This is a genomic window from Falsiruegeria mediterranea M17 (assembly GCF_900302455.1).
GTDB lineage: Bacteria > Pseudomonadota > Alphaproteobacteria > Rhodobacterales > Rhodobacteraceae > Falsiruegeria > Falsiruegeria mediterranea.
Map to the genome: position 1 here is coordinate 119,168 of NZ_ONZG01000006.1, position 20,958 is coordinate 140,125.

A 20,958-nucleotide genomic window follows, 5' to 3' on the forward strand; every position below is an offset into this window, starting at 1 on the left:
AACATGTGGTGGAGGAAAGGCTGCGCGGCTGCCGCGCTGGCTATGATTTTGTCGCCCATTCCACTTGTGGCACAAGTTGCGACGGTATCGGATGGTTTGCTTGTGGTCTATGGCCCTCAGGCCCCCTCCCGCGAAGGGGATGTCGACCGGCGCGAGCAGATATTCTTCAGCATTCCGGCCGATCTGAAAGACCGTGTTTATGTGCGGATTTTCGATCCCGAAATTGGTGGCGACAATGATTTTACCCATGGCGGACCGGGCGACTCGGAAACCACGTTTCGTGTGTTTGGCGGGGCTGGGGCCTATACCGAAGCCGACCGGCCCGAACCCGTTGCTGACGGTGCGCGCGAGCCGCGTTTGATCCCCTATGACCCGGTCACACAACCTGGCGAGTTGATCCGGGAAAAGGCCTGGGGTGCGGATCGCGCCACCGATGGTCGGTGGGTCAGTCTGGGCGCGTTGCGTGCGCGTCAGGGAGAGATCGTGGAGGGCCGCGCCTATTTCCGCATCGACGTGCAGGGCAGCAAGGGCAATGACGGCAACGGCTATACTCTGGGTGTCAGCCTGTCCCGCGACCGCGCCCGCGCGCCTCAAGGCCTCGAGATTTTTTCCTATCGTCCAACAGTGCGCTGGTCTGCAGGCACGACCGCAACGCAGGTGTGGTTCACACGTAAGACGGACGGACCGTTTCAAGTCCAGAGCTTTGACGGTGCAAATGGCACATTGGCGCTGGTGACCGACTATGGCGATCTGGGTTTGCGTATATCCGGTCAAAATTTCTGGACCTCGGACACGGTTGACACGGATGAGACCAATCTGGCGATCAGCCTGCTGGGCGGGTTCGAGACGCCCAATGACGTCACTTTGGCTGTTTTTGACGCGGCTGGCGATCCGGTGCCGCTGGACATGCCGCCAAAACTGGCGCCTGAACCATCGCGTCCTACGGCCGTAGGAACCGGCCGACCCTTGGCCGATTGTCGTTCGGTCGCATTCGATGGCAGTCAGTCTATCGGCTTGACGCCCTTGGGGTACGCTTGGGATTTTGGCGACGGAAACACATCGACCGAACCCGTGGTGGCGCATCGCTATGCCGATCCGGGCCGATACATTGCGCGCCTGCGCGTCCTTGATCCCGGCACTCGCCCCGGTCGCGGGGATGAGGTCACGGTGCCTGTTCACGTCCGCAATGCACCCGTCGCGGTGCCTGGAACGGATATCGTCGTGGCCCCTGGCCAGACGGTGGAGTTTGACGGATCAAATTCGCAACCTTCGGACAGTCCGATCACCGGCTACGGCTGGACCTTTGGCGATGGTGGCAAGGCCGAAGGCGCCAGGACCGCCTATGTCTATAAAACCCCGGGCCAGTACCGCGCCGTACTGCGCGTCAGGGATGACAGCGTCCACCCCTGTGACGTGGGTCTTGCGACCCGCCGGGTGGTTGTGAATTTTGCCCCGGTCGCCGAGGCCGGAACGGATCAGAGCGCCATCGTCGGCCAGACCGTGATCGTCTCGGCCGGGGCCAGCTATGATGTGGACGGGCTGCTCAATACCTATCGTTGGTCCATGGGTGACGGAACAGTCCTGGAGGGTGAAACCGTCACCCATCAGTACCAAGAAAGCGGATCCTATCAGGTGTTGCTCACCGTCATCGACGACAGCGGCGTGGCCAATAACCTGGCCACTGACGGCATGCGAATTGAGGTCAACGCGCCGCCCGAACCCACCTTCACAATTCCTGATCGTCCCGTGTCCGTTTCAGAACTGGCGATGCTGGATGGGTCAGCCTCTTCGGACGCAGACGGGCAAATCCTGTCCTACATCTGGGACTTTGGCGATGGCGCCATGGGCGAGGGGCCTGCAGTCGACTATGCTTGGACCCGCGCGGGCGAATACACCGTTACTCTGACGGTCGAGGATGACAGCGGCACCGCATCTGCGCTTCAGTCCTTTTCCCGTATCATCCGTGTGGATGCAGCCCCGGTGGCGGATGCGGGCCCCGATCAGTTCGTGACCGCCAGTGAGGTCTCTTTCTCGGGCGGCGGTTCGGTCGACCCGGACGGTGCGGTGACAGAATGGCTCTGGGACTTTGGCGATGGCGGAACAGCGTCTGGCCAGAACGTCAAACACGCCTATCTGCGACCCGGTACGTATGAGGTTGCTCTCACGGTCCGTGACGACAGTGGCGCGCCGCTCAACACCGACCGGGCCACGATGCAGGTCACCGTCAATGCCACGCCAATCGCCGACGCAGGCCCGCCACAAGTGGTGGCCCCGGGGGAAGAGTTTGTGGTTTCGGGCCGCGCCTCGGTCGACCCGGATGGCGAGGTGGCAGACTACATCTGGACCTTCCCGGATGGGCAAACCGTCCGCGGGTTGCGCGCGGCGCACACGATCAACGAACCGGGCCTGTACCGAATTGGCCTGATGGTGCGGGACAATTTCCAGGGCGGCGCGGCCGAGGATGAATCCGAAGTTTTCATCACCGTAAACGCCCCACCCGTGGCCGTTGCAGGCGCCGATCGCCTGATCGCACCGGGGGATACGCTGCAATTCGATGCAGGCCAAAGCTTTGACAGTGATGGCCAAGTGACCAACTTCCGGTGGGAGTTCGACGATTTGGGCGATCCGCTTGAGGCGCGCACCGTTGAGCGCCATTATCCCACGCCCGGTGTCTGGTCGGCGCAGTTGGTCGTGACCGACAACAGCGGAGTTCTGAACAGCACCGCTGCCGACGACATGACGATCCGCGTCAACCACCCACCCGTAGCCGAGGCAGGGCCGGATATCGACACCGACAAGCTGTATGTCGCCTTTGATGCCTCGCAGTCCAAGGACGCAGACGGTGATGCGCTGATGTATGAATGGGACTTTGGCGATGGCTCTCCGGCGGCCTATGGCACACAGGTGACCCATGTATACCCGCGTTCAGGCGTGTTCCCGGTGACGCTGCGGGTGGACGATGGCACTGGCCTGTCGAACGCGCGCGCTATTGACGCCACCCGCGTCACCATTCGCGCGCGCCCCTTGGCGGATGCAGGCGGCAACCGCGATGTGTGCTCGGGCGAGCCGATCCTGTTCGACGCCTCGGACAGCGCCGACCCCGATGGCGGCTTGCTGCTCTACGAGTGGAACTTTGGCGATGGCAGCAACTCGGATCTGATCAATCCGACAAAGACCTATGAGCTGCCCGGGGTTTATCCTGTCACCCTGACCGTGCGGAACGAGACGGGGACACAATACGGAACCGACATTGACCGGATCGCGGCTCTGGTGCGCGAGGGACCGATTGCCGATGCAGGGGGCGACCGGACCGTCTGTTCAAACCAGCGGGTGCGGTTTGACGGCTCAGGCTCGACGGATGCAGATGGTGCGGTCAACGCGTTCTCGTGGACCTATGGCGATGGCAATACTGGCAGCGGTGAAAGCCCGGTCCATATCTTCAAGCGTCCCGGAACCTATGCGGTGACCCTGACGATCACCGGCGAGGCGCGCGGCGCTTGCAGCCCGCTCGACAGTGATGTGGCCAATATCACCGTGATTGCAGCCCCCACGCTTGAGATCGCGGGATCGGACCGCGCAGCGGCTGGAATGCCTGCAAGTTTTGCCGCGAATTTGGGTCAACTGGGCGGCGCGCAAGCGCAGGGGTTTGCGTGGGAGGTCTCGGACGGGACAACAATGGATGGCCCGGAGTTGGTCCACACCTTTGCTGAACCGGGCGAGTATTTCGTCACCCTGCGCACCAACTTGACCGGCGGCACCGAAGGGTGCACCGATCTGGCGGTGGTGCGCAAGGTGACCGTCAACGCCGCCCCCGAGCCTGTTATTGATGTGGTAGCCGAGGTTGCCGTGGGCGAAGCGGTACGCTTTGACGGTGGTGGCTCGACAGATGCGGATGGGGCAATCACCCGCTTCCGCTGGGACTTTGGCGACGGTGGCGCGGCGGATACTGTGCTGGCCTCGCACCGCTTTACCGATCCGGGCGACAAGACCGTGGTCCTGACCGTCTGGGATGACGCGGGCGTCGGCAACTCCGAGCAGAAGCTGGAAAAGGTGATCCGCGTGACACCTGCACCGGTGGCCGGATTGGTGGCTGACGGCGCGGTTTGTCCGGGCGTTGACACGCCATGGAGCGTGAATGTGGCCGACGGTACGCAAGTGATCTGGACCTTTGGTGACGGTACCCAGGCCCAAGGGGCCACCGTCGATCACGTCTTTGCTGCCCCAGGCCAATACCCTGTCCGTGTCAGCATGGACGACGGGCGCGGGCTGCTCAGCAGTCAGCGTAACGAAGAGACCTATGTGCGGGTCAATTCCGAACCCACGGCCCTGGCCGGCCCTGACCGGATCGTGTGTCCTGGTGACACGGTGACGTTTGATGCAGGTGCCTCTGGCGACCTGGACGGAAAGATCACCGATTGGAGCTGGGAGTTCAGCGATGGCGTGATCCTCGAGGGGCAGCGGGTAGAGCGGGTCTTTGACAGCCCGGCGGATCTGATGGTCCGTTTGCGGGTACGTGACGACAGTGGCGCGTTTGGCTGTGACGTCGGCACCGATGCCGCGCGGGTTCTGATCAATGCGGCCCCGGTGGTGGATGCCGGTCCCGACCGTACCGTGCCAGTGGGGGCGGCGCATGATGTGGTGCGCTTTGCCGAAGAAAATGCACGCGATCCGGATGGGCAGGGCACGCAGGTGACCTGGGCCTTTGGCGACGGGACCGAGGCCAGCGGAGCCGTGGTTCGACACCGCTATACTACGCCAGGCAGCTATACCGTAACGGTGCGCGGGCAGGACAGCACCGGCCTGGTCTGCGGAATCGGTCGTGATACCGCGACGATCACCGCTGTGGCACGAGAGTGAGAGGTGGAATTTTGAAGACGTGGTTGGGGATGTGAACTAGGATTGGCGGCAATGAGATTCCCTTTGCGCCTTAAATTCTTTGTGTTTGCTGTTTTGCTTGCCGTCGGTCCCCTGGCCTTGGTCGGTCAGAATCTGACACGGCTCTCGCGGGATGAGCTCAAAAGCGCTGCCAACGAAGATCTGACCACCGTGGCCGCGCAGTTGCGCACCGCGTTTGACAACACGTTCGAAGGGCGCTGGCTAACGCCGCTGATGGTCATTCGCAACGCAGTGGACAGCAACGAATTGGGGGTGCCGCAGAAAGTGTCCCTGCTGACATTGGGGTTGGAGGAGTTGCCCCAGGTCGTCGCTTTGCAACTGTCCGTCGAAGGTTCGGACCTGCCCATTTTAGTCGCGAACGAGGGGTTTGCCGGTAAACTCGCACAGGCCGGGTTGGACCCGGTCGGGACCCTTGCGACCTCTCCCGATCTGATCCGTGCGTTTGCAGGCACGGGCCAGTTTGGCCGCCCGGTTGTGAACCGAGTGCCCGAGACCGGCGATTGGCTGGCAACTCTGGCGCTGCCGCTGACGACGCAGATCGCAGGGCGACAGGTGACGATGGCAGCGAAGATCGAGCTGTCGATCCTGGGGGATATGGTGCGCCGCCACCCCTTTGCGCAGCGCGGCGAGATTTCCATCGTCGATCAGGCTGGGCGGCGGGTGCTGGGTGACAATCCGGAACTTTTGATCCAGCGCCAAATCGTGGCCTCGACCATGCCGTTGATCGTGGCGGGTGCGCGGGCCGATGCGCTGGAACCCTATGTGCGCCCCGACGGCATGGCGATGCTCGGGGCCTATGCCTTTCCCGACTGGTTCCAATGGGCGGTGATCACCGAGTTGAGCGAAGACAACGCTTATGCGGTGGTCAATGCTATTACGCGACAGATCCTGATCGTTGGCCTGATCGGCTTTGCCATTGCCGCCGTGGGGGCCTTGATCTTTGCCCGTCAGCTGACCCGGCCGATTCTGGCGATCGGGTCGGTGGCGGAAAAGGTGGGCGAGGGGGATTTTGCGGCGCGTGTCGAAAACGTCCGGGCACGGGATGAGATCGGCGATCTGGCGCGCCGGATCAACCAGATGATCAGCCACCTGGGCGAGCGGATGGAACTGATGAAATTTGTCTCGCATGGCACCATGTCCGCGATCCAGAAGGCCGAGACAGAGGGGATGGAGCGCGGGGGCGAACGCCGCAAGATCTCTGTCATCTTTACGGATATCCGCGGCTATACGGAGTTTTCGGAACGGGTGCCGCCCGAAGTTGTGATCGAAGTGTTGAACCAATATTTCGATGTGCAGGCCGACATCGTGACCGAGTATGGTGGCGATGTGGACAAGTTCATTGGCGATGCACTTGTTGCGGTTTTCGAGGGCGAAGACATGGAATTGCGCGCAGTGGAGTGTGCGGTGGGGATCACGCAGGCCATGGCGCGGTTGCTCGAGCAGCATCCCGAACATAACCTGCATGTGGGCATAGGCGTGGCCTCGGGCGAGGTGGTGATGGGGGCCATGGGGGCACGGGACCGGATGGATTTTACCGTGCTTGGATCGACCGTGAACCTGTCCGCCCGGCTCTGTTCCAAGGCCGAGCCGGACCAGGTGCTGATAGATCAGGCCACCCGCGATGCAGCATTGGATCGAAACGGAGTGACCTTTGAGGCCCTCGATCCGATCCCGCTCAAGGGGTACGCAGACCCGGTGCCTGCCTTCTCTGCCAAACGCGCTTAAATGGGCTGTAACTCGGGGGGCTCCCGCGCCCGGGCTATCCCGACTGCGTCGGCACCGCCAACGGTCTTGGGCCGAGCGCCGGGCAAAGCCCGGCGCGGTTCCGGCCAGGGGCACTCTCCCGTCTGAAATGGCTTAAGTCGGTTGCGGCCAGACGCAGCCGCCGAGCGCAGCGAGGCCCGGCCCAACGGGAGGAGATGCCCCGATAGGGGGCATCGACGACGGGCGGGAGTGCCCCCGGATGATTTGGTACGGCAGTTCTCACGGATCAGAGGTCAGGCGGCGTAGTTTATCCAAGCCCAGGTCATCGCCACATAGGTCAGGTTGTGCAGGCATTGATCCAGTCCCACCGCACGCCAGAACGCGCCTTGTGAGGGGTTCAGTGCCTTTTTCTCGGAATAGCTGGCCTTGCCAAAGTCGATATTGAAATGAACGATCCACTCCAACGTCACAAGCACTGCAATGAAGGCAAGCGGTGCGCCCATGATCAGAAACACGATGATCGAGCCAACGACATGCACGCCTGCATGCATCGCTCGCCCCATGTGCCAGTACTGGCAACGCCCAGACAACATCTTTGGCGTCTGCAGATAGAAATCCGCAAACATATGCTTGACCATCAGCAAGCTAAACAACAACAGCACAGAGCTGACCAGTTCAGGCAAAGCCATCCTCCCGAGTTTTGCCGAGAATCAGCTTAAGCGCATATTGAGCCCCCTGCAAATGAACTGGTTCACAGACGGGGCAAACAAATCGTTCGTAAATCCATTTGCCTGCAAACCGTGACGCAGAGTAGGTTTGATCCATATTGACGAGTTTCGCCCGTCTGGCATACGGCCGTGCAGCAATTCAGGAACAGTCCCATAGAACGTTCGATTTTTAGCTTTATCTGGAAGTATTCCAAACGCGACCAGCTAACCCTGCTGGCGGTGACGACAACCCTCTTCCCGTTGCTCTATCTGACACTGGAATTGCCCAAGCGGATCATCAATGACGCCATCGGTGCGGCAAGCTCCACGATTGATGTCTGGGGTTACACCTTTGATCAGGTCACCTTCCTGGGCATCCTGTGTATCGCCTTCCTGTTGTCGGTACTGGCGCACGGACTGATGAAGATGCGCATCAACACCATGAAGGGCGTGCTCAGCGAACGGATGTTGCGCCGCTTCCGCTATCAGCTGATCGCCCGGATCATGCGCTTCCCGCAGCCGTATTTTGAACGCGTCAGCCAGGGCGAAATGGTGTCCATGGTCACCGCTGAAAGCGAACCGATGGGCGGCCTGATGGGCGACGCTATCAGCCAGCCTGTGCTGCAAGCGGGGCAGATGATCACGATCCTGTCGTTTCTGTTCCTGCAAAGTTTCTGGTTCGGATTGGCGGCCGTCGCCTTGATCCCCTTGCAAGCCTGGCTGATCCCCAAGCTACAAAAGCAGATCAACCTGCTGAACAAGAAACGCATCCAAGAGGTGCGCGTGCTGGCTGCTCAGATCGGCGAAAGCGCGGTGGGTGCCTCGACGCTCAGGGCCAATGGCGGCTGGCGCTATCGTCGGGCGGCGATCACGGATCAGTTGGGGCGGCTGTTCGACATCCGTTTCGAGATCTACCAGAAGAAGTTCTTCATGAAGTTCCTCAACAACTTCATCTCGCAGCTGACCCCGTTTTTCTTCTTTTCAATCGGTGGCTATCTGGTGCTGCAAGGTGCGGTTTCTCTGGGCGCTCTGGTTGCCGCGCTGGCGGCCTACAAGGACCTCAGCAGCCCATGGAAGGAATTGCTGACCTACTACAATCAGACCCAGGACATGTCGATCCGATGGGAGGTGATCCTGGACCGCTTTGCTCCGCCCGGCATGGTGGATGAAAGCCTGTTTGAGGGAGAGCCGGAAAGCCGCCCCAAACTGGACGGAGACATCGAACTGGATCATGTCTCGGTCCGGGATGCGGATGGCAACCTTGTGTTGGACGATCTGACGGCAACTTTGCCCGGTGGTGGCACGATCGGTATTGCCGCCCCAAGCGAAGAGGACCGACGCGCCTTGGCCGAATTGCTCACGCGCGAGATCATGCCGGCAAATGGCTCGGTGCGGATCGCCGACAACAGCCTGTCCGAGTTGCATCAGGCAGTGATTGCGGCGCGGATCGGCCATGCCACCTCGCGTCCCGTCATGTTCCAGGGCAGCATTGGGGACAACGTCATGATGCCGATGCGGCACCAGCCGCAGAGTGACGGCACAGACGGCAAGGCCCATCGCGAGGCGGTTCGGGCGGGCAACAGCGATGACCCCTTTGATGCAGATTGGCTGGACCCGCAGCTTGCAGGGCTGGAGGACGAGGCTGCCCTGCGTGCCTGGTGGTTGCGTCTGGTCGAGGGGATGGGCTCGGGTGCTGCTCTGTTCCGGCGTGGCGCCGAACAGAAGTTCGACGCCGCCGATCACCCCGAACTGGCTGAACGGCTGATCGAACTGCGTCCCGTCGTGCAACAAGCGATGCAGGACGCTGGGCTTCAGGCACAGGCCTATCTCTTTGACCCTGATGCCTACAACCCGGCGCTGCCGGTGGCAGAAAACCTGCTTTTTGCCACGCCAAGGGTAGCCTTTTCGCAAGATATGATCGCCTCGCAAAGTGAATTCCTTGCGCTGCTGCGTTCTCTGCATGTGGATGAAACCTTGGTCCGGCTGACCCAGGACGTGATCGACATGTTGCGCCAGATCTTTGGTCTGGACGGCACCGATCATCCGCTGTTCCGCAAACTGGGGCTAGAGGTCAAGACTTATGAAACCGCCGTCGAGCTGGTCGAAAAGACCCGCACCGATGGCGCAGCGGCACTGGATGATACCGAGCTTGCAAACCTGCTGGCCGTGCCCTTCCGCATCTCGGCCGATCAGATCGGACCCGCGTTTTCAGACGAGCTCAAGGCGCGGATTCTGGAAATCCGGTGCGGGCATTCGGCAGAACTGTTGCAGTCTTTGGATGGTGTGTTCACGCCGCTGTCGCTGGACAGCTACGCACCGGGCCTGACAGTTCTGGAAAACGCTCTGTTCGGTAAAGTGAGCGAAGTAGGCGGCGCCAAATCGGACGAGTTGCGCAAGCTGATCGCGGATACCTTGGCCCAGCACGGCGCACAGGCGCAGGTGATCGAGTTGATCTATGACGTGCCAGTTGCCTTGGGGGGCACCAACCTGCCAGCCGTCTTTGCCGAGCCGTTGGCCTTTACCCGTGCCACGATCAAGAAGCCGGATGTGCTGATCCTGGACAAGGCGCTGGACAGTTATGACATGGACACGCAAGTCGCCGTTTACAGGAACCTGCGGGCCTTGTTGCCGGATACGACGGTGATCTATCTGAACGATCAATTCCAGTCGCCGGGTGTTTTTGACGTTTTCCTGGAGATCCAACAGGGCCGGATCGTCAGTGAAGAGGCCCAGACCGAGGCCGAAGAGGACAGTGTCGCCTCGGCCGATCTGGCGCGCAAACTGCGGGCCTTGGAGCAGACGCCGTTGTTCTCTGGTCTCGATCGCCGACAGCTGCGGCTGCTGGCCTTTGGTGCCCGCTGGTATGATGCAAAGGCGGGCGAGGTGGTGTTCCTGAAAGATGATGAGCCCACCGATGGTGCCTATATGATGATCGACGGCGAGGCGGGGCTTTACCTGCCGCAGGACGAGGCCGAGGATCAACTGATCGCCAAAGTGGGTGCGGGTACCCTGGTGGGTGAGTTGGGCTTGATCCGCAAGGTTCCGCGCGCGCTGTCGATGGTGGCCGAAACCGACATCACCTGCCTGCGCATTGGGGAAGAAGAATTCCTGGCTGTGGTCGAAAACGACGCGGCGACGGCGTTCAAGCTGTTGCAGGTGGTTGCTGGCTACGTTTCGAACTGATGACTTGCGGTTGGGCCCGGTGTGGCTAGTTCAAGGATGCCGATTGGGCGGCACCCGGGTCCGCGGACAGCTGTATCAGCGCCCATAGAATGACGACGCAATGCGCGGTTTTTTCTCTCCTCCGAGGAGCGGGCCAACGGAGATACGAGTGAGGAAACCCAATTAACACTCTCATCAATCCCCCGGCGTTGGACCACTTGCGTAGGCAGGCCAAGACCCTCAAGAAGTCTTTTGCCAAGGGCGAGGCTGACGCCAAAACCCGCGTGGCGCAGTTTCTGCCCGAAACCCAGGCATTGACCCACAGTGCCGCACTGCATGTGATCGCCCGCGAGGCGGGGCACGAAAGCTGGCCCAAGCTCAAATTCCAAACAGAGGCTCAGCAGATGGACCGCGCCGCCAAGGCCGAGCAACTGAAACAGGCCCTGTTTCAGGGCGGTCACTGGCGGGTAGAGCATCTGCTGGCCGAGACACCGGATCTGGCAGATGATCACTTTGGATTGCTCTGTGCGCTATACCGTGTGGATGCAGTGCGCAAATGGCTGCAACGCGATAGAGATGTGGTGCGGCGGGGGCGGATGTGAACGATGGCTATCCGTCTGAACCCGGCAGCCCGCACATGCTGTCGGCACTTTATGGGGCCATTGGGCACGCCAATAACATGACGCTCGGGCAATGGTTGCTCGATCATGGAGCCGACCCCAACGACAATGAATCGCTTTATCACGCAACCGAACTGGGACATCTGGATGGGTTGCGGATGTTGCTGACAGCGGGCGCGGATCCCAAGGGCACCAACGCATTGCTGCGAGCGCTGGATTTCAACAACCGGGATATGGTTGCGCTGCTTCTGGAAAACGGAGCGGACGCGGATGAGTTCGACGCCACGCCTGTGGGCGGTGAGGAACCTTGGGTGATGCCGTCGCTACATCAGGCCGCGCGTCGGATGGTGGATGGCGATATCGTACGGTTGCTGCTGAGTAATGGGGCTGATTCGGGGTGAGTCTATGGGGGCTGCACGGCCTACGGGTTCGCGCGCGTTTTCGGCAATGTGGCATTGGTACGAGCCATCGAAGACACCGGAAATACCCCGACTTTCTCCAAGGCTGAACAGCTGCTAGCAAGCGCTGCTGAGGGGGATGTGCCCCTCGGCGCGCATCTGCAAACGGAGGATCTACCGCGTGAATACAAAACACTGATCCGTTCGATCCTGCATCTGCCGGGGCGCTTGGATCACGTCAAACGGTTGGTGGCCCTGGGTCTTGATCCCGAAGAACCAGATCGCGAGGGGCTGACCACCTTGCATGTTGCGGGGTGGGAGGGGCTGCCCGAGATGATGGGGTATCTGCTCTCGCTGGAGCCGGGCCTGAACCATCTCAACGGCTACGGCGGCAACATCATCACGACGATCCTGCACGGGGCCAAGCATTGCCTGGCGCGCAGTGAACGCGACCACGCGGGCTGCTTGCAGAGGGTGCTGAACCTTGGGTTGCCGCTGGGGCGCCATGTGTTGGAATTCACACAGAACGAGGCTGTGATGCGGGTCATGCTAGCCTGGGTCGATGCACACCCGGATCGCCTGTTGGACAGAAATTCCTGACACTCGAAGCGCTCCCGCCCGTCGTCGATGTCCCTTGCGGGACACCTCCTCCCGTTGGGCCGGGCCTCGCTGCGCTCGGTGGTTGGCGCTTGTGTAGAAACATGTACCCCAAGCGGGACCGCGCCGAGCGAGAAGCGAGGCGCCCGGCCCAAGGCCGTTGGCGGGGCTGACGCAGTCAGGTCTGCTCGGGCGCGGGAGTGCCCCCGTCTTTTGATGCCGAGGTAGATTAGTTATCTTGGGCGCAGAACAAGCTGTGCAGCAGTCCGATGACCTGCTCGGTTTTGTGATCGAGCAGCGAGTAGTAGATCGTCTTGCCATCGCGACGTGTTGTCACCAGCCCCTCATCCCGAAGGCGAGCCAGCATCTGGCTGACAGCCGCCTGCCGCATCTGCAACAGCTCTTCCAACTCGCCCACCGACCGCTCGCCCGTGCCCAGGTGGCACAGGATCATCAGTCGCCCTTCATGTGCCAAGGTCTTGAGGTAGGCCGCCGCCTGGCTGGCGCTGGCGGCCATGCTGTCGGGCGTGTCGGGCGAAAGAGGGGAAGAGGGCTGAAGTGTCACTGTTACGGGGTCCTGCAAAAATCGTGACCGTATAATGCCCCAGCCGCTGACCCAATGTCACCCCTCCTTGGCAGGTGCACCCCCCTGAAACGCATTGCCGCCTTTGTAGTTGCAGGGCTCCTCTTGCATCTGCAGGTGCAGACCGTCGTCCGTGTAAGGGTGCGTGCGGGCCAGATCCTCATCCACGTCGATGCCCAATCCGGGCGTGTCGGGCGGCGTGATGAAACCATCCTCGACCCGGATCGTGCCCTTGATCAGCGCGTCATGGAAGGGCGTTTCGATGCTTTCGGCCAGCAGGATGTTTGGGATTGAGGCGGCCAGATGGATGTTTGCGGCCCATTCCACCGGGCCTGCGTACAGATGCGGGGCCATCTGGGCGTTGAATACTTCGGCGATTGCAGCAACCTTCTTCATCTCCCAGATGCCTCCGGCGCGACCAAGGGCGGGTTGCAGGATCTCTGCCGCACCGGTGCGCAAGACAGCTGCAAACTCGGCTTTCGTGGTCATCCGTTCTCCGGTCGCAACCGGGATGCGCACGTTGCGGGCCACGCGGGCCATGTCTTCGATGTTGTCGGGTGGTGTGGGCTCTTCGAACCAGAGCGGGGAATATGGCTCCAGTGCCTGCCCCAAACGGATCGCGCCCGCGGTGTTGAACTGCCCATGGGTGCCAAAGAGCAGATCGGCCTTGTCGCCGACCGCCTCTCGGATGGCTTTGCAGAATGCCACCGACAACGAAATGTCGGTCATCGCAGGCATATGCCCACCACGCATCGTGTAGGGGCCAGCCGGATCGAATTTGATCGCGGTATAGCCCCGGCGCACCATTTCGGCTGCACTCTCACCGGCGAGTTCAGGCGAGGTCCAGAAGTCGTTCAGATCGTGGTGCGGCAGCGGGTAGAGGTAGGTATAGGCCCGAATGCGGTCGTTCATCCGCCCACCCAGAAGCGCATGCACGGGTCGGTCGCGATCCTTGCCCAGGATGTCCCAACAGGCGATCTCGAGCCCTGAAAACGCCCCCATGACGGTCAGGTCGGGGCGTTGGGTAAACCCGCTGGAATAGGCGCGACGGAACATCAATTCGATGTTTTCAGGGTTTTCACCGGCCATATGCCGGTCGAATACATCGCGGATCACTGGCTTCATTGCCTCGGGTCCTACGGACGAGGCATAGCATTCGCCCCAACCGGTGATGCCTGTGTCTGTGGTCAACTTGACCAGTATCCAATAGCGCCCGCCCCAACCCGGCGCAGGCGGAGCGGTGATAATGATGTCTAGGTCTTGCAGCTTCATGGGGTGTTACTCCATCAGGTCGCCAAAGGCGGTCAGTTCCCGTTCGATCTCTGCGATCACGGGTTGGGTAGAGAAAAAATACAGATCCGGTGCGTCGATGTCGTCCATGAAGACCTCGATGTTGATCTGCACCTTTGCGCCGTCAAAATCGCCATCGATCTGCCAACGCTGTTTGCCATCAACTGGGAGGCTGGACAGTGTTTGTGCGATCGTCGCAGGCAGATCGGTCGGCAGGCCAAAGCGCGGGTTGTTCAGCAGGCCGATCAGAAATGGTTCGACGCTGTCCGTGTCGAAATTCATCGAGGTCTCGGACGTGATTGGCGGTGCCTTGGCGGCCTTGGGTTTGAACAAATCGGTCAGGAAACTCAGCATTCGGTCCGCTCCAGAGAGGCATTGAATTCGCGGCAGGCCGCGGCTTGGGTGGCTTGCATGTCATGCTCTCCCTTGCTTGGGTCAACCGTGGCGCGCGGGCATCGGTCCTGCAAGCAGGAAACCGGCATCAAGGCGTCGGGATTACGCCACTGTGATCCGTGTGCGCAGGAACACGACCAATCCCAACAGCAAAAGCACCATCGCTACCAGGAACGGTGCTCCGGGCAGATAGAGGCTTGTCCCTTCGCGGGTGTAATGGGCGAAGACGCCGGCCATCATCAAGGGAGACACGATCATCGACAGGGCGTGAACCGCGGTCATGACGCCCTGCAGCTCACCTTGTTGATCGTCGCCAACGGATTTGGACATGATCCCCTGCAACGCGGGTGAAACGACCGCTCCCAAAGCCGAGATTGGTGTCAGGAACAGGGCCAAGGTTCCGCTGGTGATGAAGGCCAGGAAGCCAAAGCTGACAAGATCCAACAGCTTGCCTGCAACAACCGTGCGCCGCTCGCCCAGGTATTTGAGCGCGACCCGGATCAACCCACCCTGGACGATGGCCATCATGATGCCAAAGATCCCCAGCGACAGGCCGATCATCTGCGGCCCCCAATCAAAGCGTGCTTGCGTGTAGTAGGACCAGATCGCCGGATAGACATAGATGGCTACAGAATAGAGAAGATAGACCAGAAGCAGCCGGGCGATGCCGGGGATTTCGGCCATTGCCTTGAACGCGCCAAAGGGGTTTGCCCGGCGCCAGTTAAAGGCGCGTCGTGTTTTGTCCGTGACTGTTTCGTTCATCACGAACCAGCCGAGGACAAAGTTCATCCCGGCCAGAACGGCTGCAGCATAAAACGGCGCCCGCGTGCCAAATTCACCCAACAGACCTCCGATCAGCGGGCCCAGGACAAAACCCATGCCAAAGGCTGCGCCCAACAGGCCAAAGTTGGCCGCTTTTTTATGCGGCTCTGAGATGTCGGCGATATAGGCGCCAGCTGTTGCGTGCGTGGCGGCAGTGATCCCGCCTACGATGCGCCCGATCAGCAAGAGCCAGATGGTGCCGGCCACAGCCATCACCAGATAATCCAGCGCCATCACAAACAGCGACACCAGCAGGACGGGTCGCCGCCCCACGCTGTCTGAAAGGTTGCCAATCACCGGACTGAACAGGAACTGCATCACCGCAAAGACCGTGCTCAGAACCCCGCCCCACAGGGCAGCCTCGGCCAGCGTGCCACCCTGAACCTCGACGATCAGGTCGGGCATGATCGGCATGATCAGGCCAATGCCCATGGCGTCGATCATGACGGTGAACAGGATGAACAGGACTGGCAGCCGCAAAAGATCGCTCCGGGTGGTCGTGACTTCAGCGCAACCTATGTCCGGATACGCCCAAGGAAAAGGCCAGCCTCAAGTTTTCGCTGCGGAACGCACTTGTTTGGCAAAGGTTCGGGCCGCCGTCGGAGCCTGTCCCATTTGATGCGCAGGGTCGAACAACACGTCGGTGTTCAACTGCGGCCAATCACGGGCGACGAGTGTGCGCAAAGGCACGTCCGCTTCGATGGCTTCCTTGCACAAGGCCTTGGTGGCGGCCTGAGCGTCCGGGCGCGACAGGTGGTTGGCAAGGGCGAAACTCAGCGCCTCGGCATGGATCAGGTCCTTTGAGCCGTTGAGTGCGGCGCGCATCTGCTCGGGGTTTGGGGCAAGCCCCTCACACAGAGCCAAGCCGGTCTGCGCGGCAGAAGCTGCCCCCAGGATGATCTGCGGCAGGCACATCCATTCGGTGAACCAAGCGGCCCCGTCGCGTTGATGGCGGTGCATCGCCGCGCTTTGCAGCACTGGCATCAGACCGCTGGTTTGGCGCGACAGTGCCACCAGAACAGAAGGTGCCACTGGGTTCTGTTTCTGCGGCATGGTCGAGGACGATCCGCCGCCGCCTAAGGAAAGCTCGGAAATTCCGCTTTGCACCAGTTCGGTCGCATCCTCACCCATCTTGCCAAAGGCCAGCGCGATGCGGCTACACCAATCGGCGATCCGAAGCACCGGCGTCCGGTCCGTGTGCCAGGACCGTTCGGGATTGGTCAGGTTGAGCAATTTGGCCAATGCGGCGCGGGTTTCGGCCGCTTGCGGGCCAAGCGCGGATGCGGTGCCGGCAGCACCCGAGAGCGATACCAACAGGCAGGACCGGCGCAGATCAGGCAGTTCGCCCAACAACCCCAAAAGCGGCTCGCCCCAAGAGGCCACAACAGCTCCGAATGAGGTTGGGGTTGCGTGCTGCCCATAGGTGCGGGCGGGCATGGGCGTGTCGGCGTGATCCTCGGCCTTCTGCGCCAGATGGTCCAGCGCCGCGACGATGTCCTTTTCGATCAGACCCAGAGCTTGGCGCAACCGCAGCATCAATCCGGTGTCGATGATGTCCTGCGATGTCGCGCCCCAATGGGCGTATTGCGCATGCTCCGGCGCTTGCATCTCGGAACGAAAGGCTGCGACCAGGGCGGGAACGCTGACCCCATTCTGACCGGTGGCATGCGCCAACGCTCCGGGGTCCAGCTGAACCTCCATCGCGGCGCGGCTGATGGCGGCGGCGCTGAGCTCGGGGATGATCCCCTGTTCGCCCTGTACCTTGGCCAGCATCCCCTCAACCAGCAGCATGGCGCGCAGTTCGGCGGTATCGGTGAACAGCCGCCCCACTTCGCCAGTGGGGAACAGTCGGGAAAAGAGCGCGCTGTCAAAGACGGAGGCCGCCATCAGAATTGCCTTTCGATCTGGGTCAGGAGCTCCGCCAGGCCACTTGGGTCGGCCAGGAATGGCGAATGCGAGCTTTCCATAACGTGGACCCGCTCGACTGGCCAGTCACGGGTCATCTGGGCCTGGTATTCTGGTGGAATGGTCCTGTCCTGTGCGCAACGGATGTAGGACTTCGGCACACTGTCAAAGGCTGCAGTGGTTGGGAGCGGCGTGTCCTGCGGCGCGATGGGTTGCGGGCGCAAACGCTGCATCGCGTAAGACAACGCCTCGGGCGGGCAGTCGTGATAGAACAGATCCGGCGCGCGCGAAGGATCGATCGTGTAGGACACTCCGTCATCCGATTTAACCACTGCGTCAGCAAGCGTTTGGCGGGGGGAGCGTTTGCGCCTGTCCACCATCGACATGCCATCGGTTGGAAAATAGGCGCAGAGATAGATCAACCCGCGCATCTTGTCCGGGGCTGCCTCGGCCGCTGCGCTGATGGGATAGCCGCCCCAGGAATGCCCGACTAACAGTGTTTCCGGGGTCGAGGCCGCCAGCACCGCATCGCGGCAATCATCCAGGGTGATCCCGGCCAATGGTGTCTGATCTGCCCCCATGCCAGGCAGATCAATAGCGCGGGCCGCGTGGCCTTGCGCCTCTAGCGCCGGGATCAGGTCACGCCAGCACCAGGCCCCGTGGCACGAGCCGTGGACCAGTAGGAAATCAGCCATGCCTAAAGATGCCCGGTGTCGTGGATGAACTGCGTCAGCACGCGGGCGTATTCTTCGGGCTGCTCGACACAAGGAAGGTGGCCCGCCTTGCGGATCAGGTGGAACTGCGAGCCAGGAATGAGCGCAGTGGTTTCTCTCATCAAGTCAGGCGGGGTTGAGCCATCTTCGGACCCTGCGATACCCAGAGTTGGCAGACGTAAACCACTTGTAGGTGTGTAAAGATCGGTGCCCGAGATCGCGGCGGAACAGCCCCAATACCCTTCGGCAGGGGTGCGCACCAGCATGTTGCGCCACAGTTCCAACTCAGGTGTGGCGCGGAAAGCCTTGGAAAACCACCGCTCCATCACGCCATCGGCCAAGGCCTCGATCCCGTTCTTTCTGACCGCAGCGATTCGCTCGTCCCAGATCGCGGGCGTGCCGATCTTGGCGCCCGTGTTCGAAATGACCATGGCACGCACCAGATCCAGCCGTTTGACCGCCAGCCCCTGCGCCGTCATCCCGCCGATCGAGAGGCCCACAAAAAGGCTGTTCTTGATCTCGAGCATATCCATCAGGCGTTCCACGTCCCGCACCAGATTGCCCATGCTGTAGGGGCCGGATGGGGTGGACGACAGGCCATGACCGCGTTTGTCATAGCGGATCAGCTTCAACCCCTTTGGCAACAAGGGCAGGATCGGATCCCAGAGCCGCATATCGGTGCCCAGAGAATTAGAGAACACCACGGGTGCGCCATCGGGGTCGCCATCTATGCGAAAATGTAGTCTGACATCGCCAAAGTCTGCGATCTGCATCTGTCTTCTCCTCAGCCTGGTTTCTGCCTAGCTTAGGCAGCGCGCCTCTGCAAACCAATGGGGTGATTTTTCGTGGAGCAGCAAAAACATGAAGGACATGGTATGACATCACTTGCAGGGCAGGTTGCGTTGATCACCGGGGCTTCGGCCCCACGTGGGATCGGTCGGGCGATTGCAGTTCGGCTGGCGCAGGGCGGTGCACGTGTGGTTGTCACCGATACAGAAGGCCCGGTCGAGATCGAGGGTAAAGCCCATCAGCGTAGCGACCTTTTGAACCAGTTGGCACTGCAGATCGGTGGGCTTGCGGTGACCTTGGACGTCACCAAGCCCGACCAGATCGCCGGGTGCATCGAAACGGTTCACCAGGCGCTTGGACCGGTGGACATTCTGGTCAACAACGCGGGCTCTCTGGCGGGGTCCGATAATTTCCTGTCCACGACGCCCGCGCAATGGCAGGCGAGTTTTGCAGTCAATCTGCTGGGCCCCATGCAACTGGCACAGGCCGTGATCCCTGCTATGCAGGCCAAAGGGGCCGGGCGTATCATCAATATCGGTTCCACCGGATCTTTGGGCGCAGAGCCTGGGTTTGGCGCTTATACGGCGATGAAACACGGGCTGGTGGGGTTGAGCAAAACCCTTGCGGCCGAGTTCGGTCCGGATGGCATCCTGTGCAACACCGTGTGCCCAGGTTACATCGCCACGGACATGCACATGGCCGCCAATGCGCGCTTATCGCAAGAACAGGGCGTGTCGTTGGACGAGATGAAGCGCCGCCGCTATGCCGATGTGGCGCTACGGGACGCAGGTACTCCTGAAGATGTGGCCGAGGCGGTGGCCTATCTGGCAGGCCCGGCAGGGTGCTATGTGACCGGCATCAACCTGCCTGTTACAGGGGGCGTACCTTACGGCATCTGAAAGCGCCTTTGTACAGTCTTTGCGTGACATATTTTGCATTGCGCATATCATGTTGGGTTACGCGACAGGGGAGAAAGCGACGTGAAACGGATGATCGCATTGGGGGCCGTTCTGCTGGGACTGGCCACCGCAGGGCAGGCCAGCGAGGAAAGCAAGACGTGGGAGGCATCCGACAAGGCAAAGCAATTTGTTCAGGACACCATCGTTTTGGGCATGTTGGCCAGTCCTTACGGCACCGGTTGGACCGAGTATTCACAACTGCACGACTATTTTCAGCGCGCCCGCGACAATGGGATCACCGGGCATGAAATGACTCTGGCTGCTGCGGATATGTCGTTCGAGACGCTACTGGAACAGCACTATCATTTCCGAGCTGCCATGGCCGAGCAGCCGCAGAACTTTCTGGTCGTGAACCAGACTCGCGACATTGAAGCTGCTCATGCCCAGGGCAAGACGGCGGTGATCTGGAACAGTCAGACAGCAACCATTCTGAACGGCGACCTCAAGAAAGTGGCGCTGCTCAAGGATATGGGCATCAAGAGCATGATCCTGGCCTACAACGATATTTTTCGCACTGGTTCGGGGCAACTTGCGGCGTATAACGGAAACGACATTGGATTGACCCCCTGGGGCAGGTCGGTGATCGACGAAATGGTTCGTTTTGGCATCCTGCTGGATTTGAGCCATACGGGGTCCAAGACTGCCAACGATGCCATGGATTACATGGACGAAAACTACCCTGGTGTGCCCTATGTCTATACCCATTCGGTTCCGGCGGGTCTTTATAGAAGCGAACCGGGCGCCACGCCACGTGGATGTTATCGGGCTATCCCGGATGAGGAGGCGCTGCGAGCAGCCAAGTCGGGTGGCTATATCTCTCCGACTTTTACCGAATGGATGATGGACGGCATCTGGCCCGAGGATATCTCGCCCAAGCAGGCGGCAGACATGATCGACTACTATGTGCAGCTGGTTGGCGTTGACCACGTGGGGATTGCAGCGGATGACATGTTTTCAACCCAGCTGGTTGTGGATTTTGCGACAGCCAATGCTGCGATGTATGACGATGGCGGATATATGATCGATGCCTTCAACAAGGGCGCGACCGGCAACGGAGAGTTGGCAAAGATCCTGGCCGCGATCACCGATGACCTGTGGGCGCGGGGGTATTCGGACGAGGATCTGGCCAAGATCTATGGCGGTAACAAGATGCGCGTTTATGCGCAGGTGTGGGAAGGCAAACCACCAGAGCAGTTCCTGCAGGAATACCCCGAACGCCTGCGTCTGCGACAAGAGTTCCGCGATCAATTCCACTCGCGGTAGGGCCGCCAGCGTTTGCACAAGTTAGACGGGGGTGCTCCCGCCCGTCGTTGATGCCCCTTGCGGGACATCGCCTCCCGTTGGGCCGGGCCTCGCTTCGCTCGGCGGTCGGCAACCCGTTGCAGCCAAAGCGATTACAACAGCAGGCTTTTTGGCGAGC

Annotated in this window: 16 protein-coding genes; 8 read left to right on the plus strand and 8 right to left on the minus strand. The window is 60.9% G+C overall.

What is annotated here, in order from left to right; genetic code table 11:
* The first annotated feature begins 3 nt into the window (after positions 1-3).
* Positions 4-4,857: a PKD domain-containing protein gene (locus TRM7615_RS13120; RefSeq protein WP_108788232.1), complete on the plus strand. Its 4,854-nt coding sequence runs from the start codon at positions 4-6 to the stop codon at positions 4,855-4,857.
* 51 nt (positions 4,858-4,908) lie between these two features.
* Positions 4,909-6,621: an adenylate/guanylate cyclase domain-containing protein gene (locus TRM7615_RS13125; protein ID WP_108788234.1), complete on the plus strand. Its 1,713-nt coding sequence runs from the start codon at positions 4,909-4,911 to the stop codon at positions 6,619-6,621.
* A 272-nt stretch (positions 6,622-6,893) separates the two neighbouring features.
* Here the strand turns inward: TRM7615_RS13125 and TRM7615_RS13130 are convergent, their stop codons facing one another.
* Entirely contained in the window at positions 6,894-7,283 is a 390-nt protein-coding gene (locus TRM7615_RS13130) for a DUF3307 domain-containing protein (protein WP_370739812.1), read from the minus strand.
* A gap of 174 nt (positions 7,284-7,457) precedes the next feature.
* Here TRM7615_RS13130 and TRM7615_RS13135 point away from each other — a divergent pair, with 174 nt between their 5' ends.
* From TRM7615_RS13135 to TRM7615_RS13150, 4 genes are all read left to right on the plus strand, one after another.
* Entirely contained in the window at positions 7,458-10,490 is a 3,033-nt protein-coding gene (locus TRM7615_RS13135; RefSeq protein ID WP_235824091.1) for an ABC transporter transmembrane domain-containing protein, read from the plus strand.
* Positions 10,491-10,687: 197 nt separating this feature from the next.
* Positions 10,688-11,071, plus strand: a complete 384-nt coding sequence (locus TRM7615_RS13140; RefSeq protein ID WP_125133683.1) for a hypothetical protein — start codon at positions 10,688-10,690, stop codon at positions 11,069-11,071.
* Positions 11,068-11,490: an ankyrin repeat domain-containing protein gene (locus TRM7615_RS13145; RefSeq protein ID WP_108788240.1), complete on the plus strand. Its 423-nt coding sequence runs from the start codon at positions 11,068-11,070 to the stop codon at positions 11,488-11,490. Before TRM7615_RS13140 ends, TRM7615_RS13145 begins: the two co-directional genes overlap by 4 nt.
* A gap of 48 nt (positions 11,491-11,538) precedes the next feature.
* A complete protein-coding gene (locus TRM7615_RS13150) occupies positions 11,539-12,087 on the plus strand; it encodes an ankyrin repeat domain-containing protein (protein WP_125133684.1) in 549 nt (182 codons plus the stop codon).
* Positions 12,088-12,313: 226 nt separating this feature from the next.
* Here TRM7615_RS13150 and TRM7615_RS13155 read toward each other — a convergent pair whose 3' ends face one another.
* The 7 genes from TRM7615_RS13155 to pcaD all read right to left on the minus strand — a co-directional run bounded on the left by TRM7615_RS13155 (position 12,314) and on the right by pcaD (position 18,563).
* Positions 12,314-12,601 (minus strand): ArsR/SmtB family transcription factor, encoded by a 288-nt coding sequence (locus tag TRM7615_RS13155; protein ID WP_108788244.1) that lies wholly within the window; start codon positions 12,599-12,601, stop codon positions 12,314-12,316.
* A gap of 105 nt (positions 12,602-12,706) precedes the next feature.
* A complete protein-coding gene (locus TRM7615_RS13160; RefSeq protein ID WP_108788246.1) occupies positions 12,707-13,939 on the minus strand; it encodes a mandelate racemase/muconate lactonizing enzyme family protein in 1,233 nt (410 codons plus the stop codon).
* A gap of 6 nt (positions 13,940-13,945) precedes the next feature.
* Positions 13,946-14,311 carry a hypothetical protein gene (locus TRM7615_RS13165; protein ID WP_108788248.1) on the minus strand — a complete coding sequence of 122 codons (366 nt, stop codon included), beginning with the start codon at positions 14,309-14,311 and terminating at the stop codon, positions 13,946-13,948.
* Between the two features lie 141 nt (positions 14,312-14,452).
* Complete coding sequence (locus TRM7615_RS13170; RefSeq protein WP_108788250.1) at positions 14,453-15,652, minus strand: TCR/Tet family MFS transporter; 1,200 nt, start codon at positions 15,650-15,652, stop codon at positions 14,453-14,455.
* Between the two features lie 69 nt (positions 15,653-15,721).
* Complete coding sequence (locus tag TRM7615_RS13175) at positions 15,722-17,059, minus strand: class-II fumarase/aspartase family protein (protein ID WP_108788252.1); 1,338 nt, start codon at positions 17,057-17,059, stop codon at positions 15,722-15,724.
* Entirely contained in the window at positions 17,059-17,772 is a 714-nt protein-coding gene (locus TRM7615_RS13180; protein ID WP_108788254.1) for an alpha/beta fold hydrolase, read from the minus strand. The genes TRM7615_RS13175 and TRM7615_RS13180 overlap by 1 nt, the downstream gene beginning before the upstream one ends.
* Positions 17,773-17,774: 2 nt before the next feature.
* Positions 17,775-18,563 carry a 3-oxoadipate enol-lactonase gene (gene pcaD, locus TRM7615_RS13185; RefSeq protein ID WP_108788256.1) on the minus strand — a complete coding sequence of 263 codons (789 nt, stop codon included), beginning with the start codon at positions 18,561-18,563 and terminating at the stop codon, positions 17,775-17,777.
* A 102-nt stretch (positions 18,564-18,665) separates the two neighbouring features.
* Here pcaD and TRM7615_RS13190 point away from each other — a divergent pair, with 102 nt between their 5' ends.
* On the plus strand, positions 18,666-19,478 hold the full coding sequence (locus tag TRM7615_RS13190; protein WP_108788258.1) for an SDR family NAD(P)-dependent oxidoreductase: 813 nt from the start codon (positions 18,666-18,668) through the stop codon (positions 19,476-19,478).
* 90 nt (positions 19,479-19,568) lie between these two features.
* On the plus strand, positions 19,569-20,801 hold the full coding sequence (locus TRM7615_RS13195; RefSeq protein ID WP_108788260.1) for a dipeptidase: 1,233 nt from the start codon (positions 19,569-19,571) through the stop codon (positions 20,799-20,801).
* Positions 20,802-20,958: the final 157 nt, after the last annotated feature.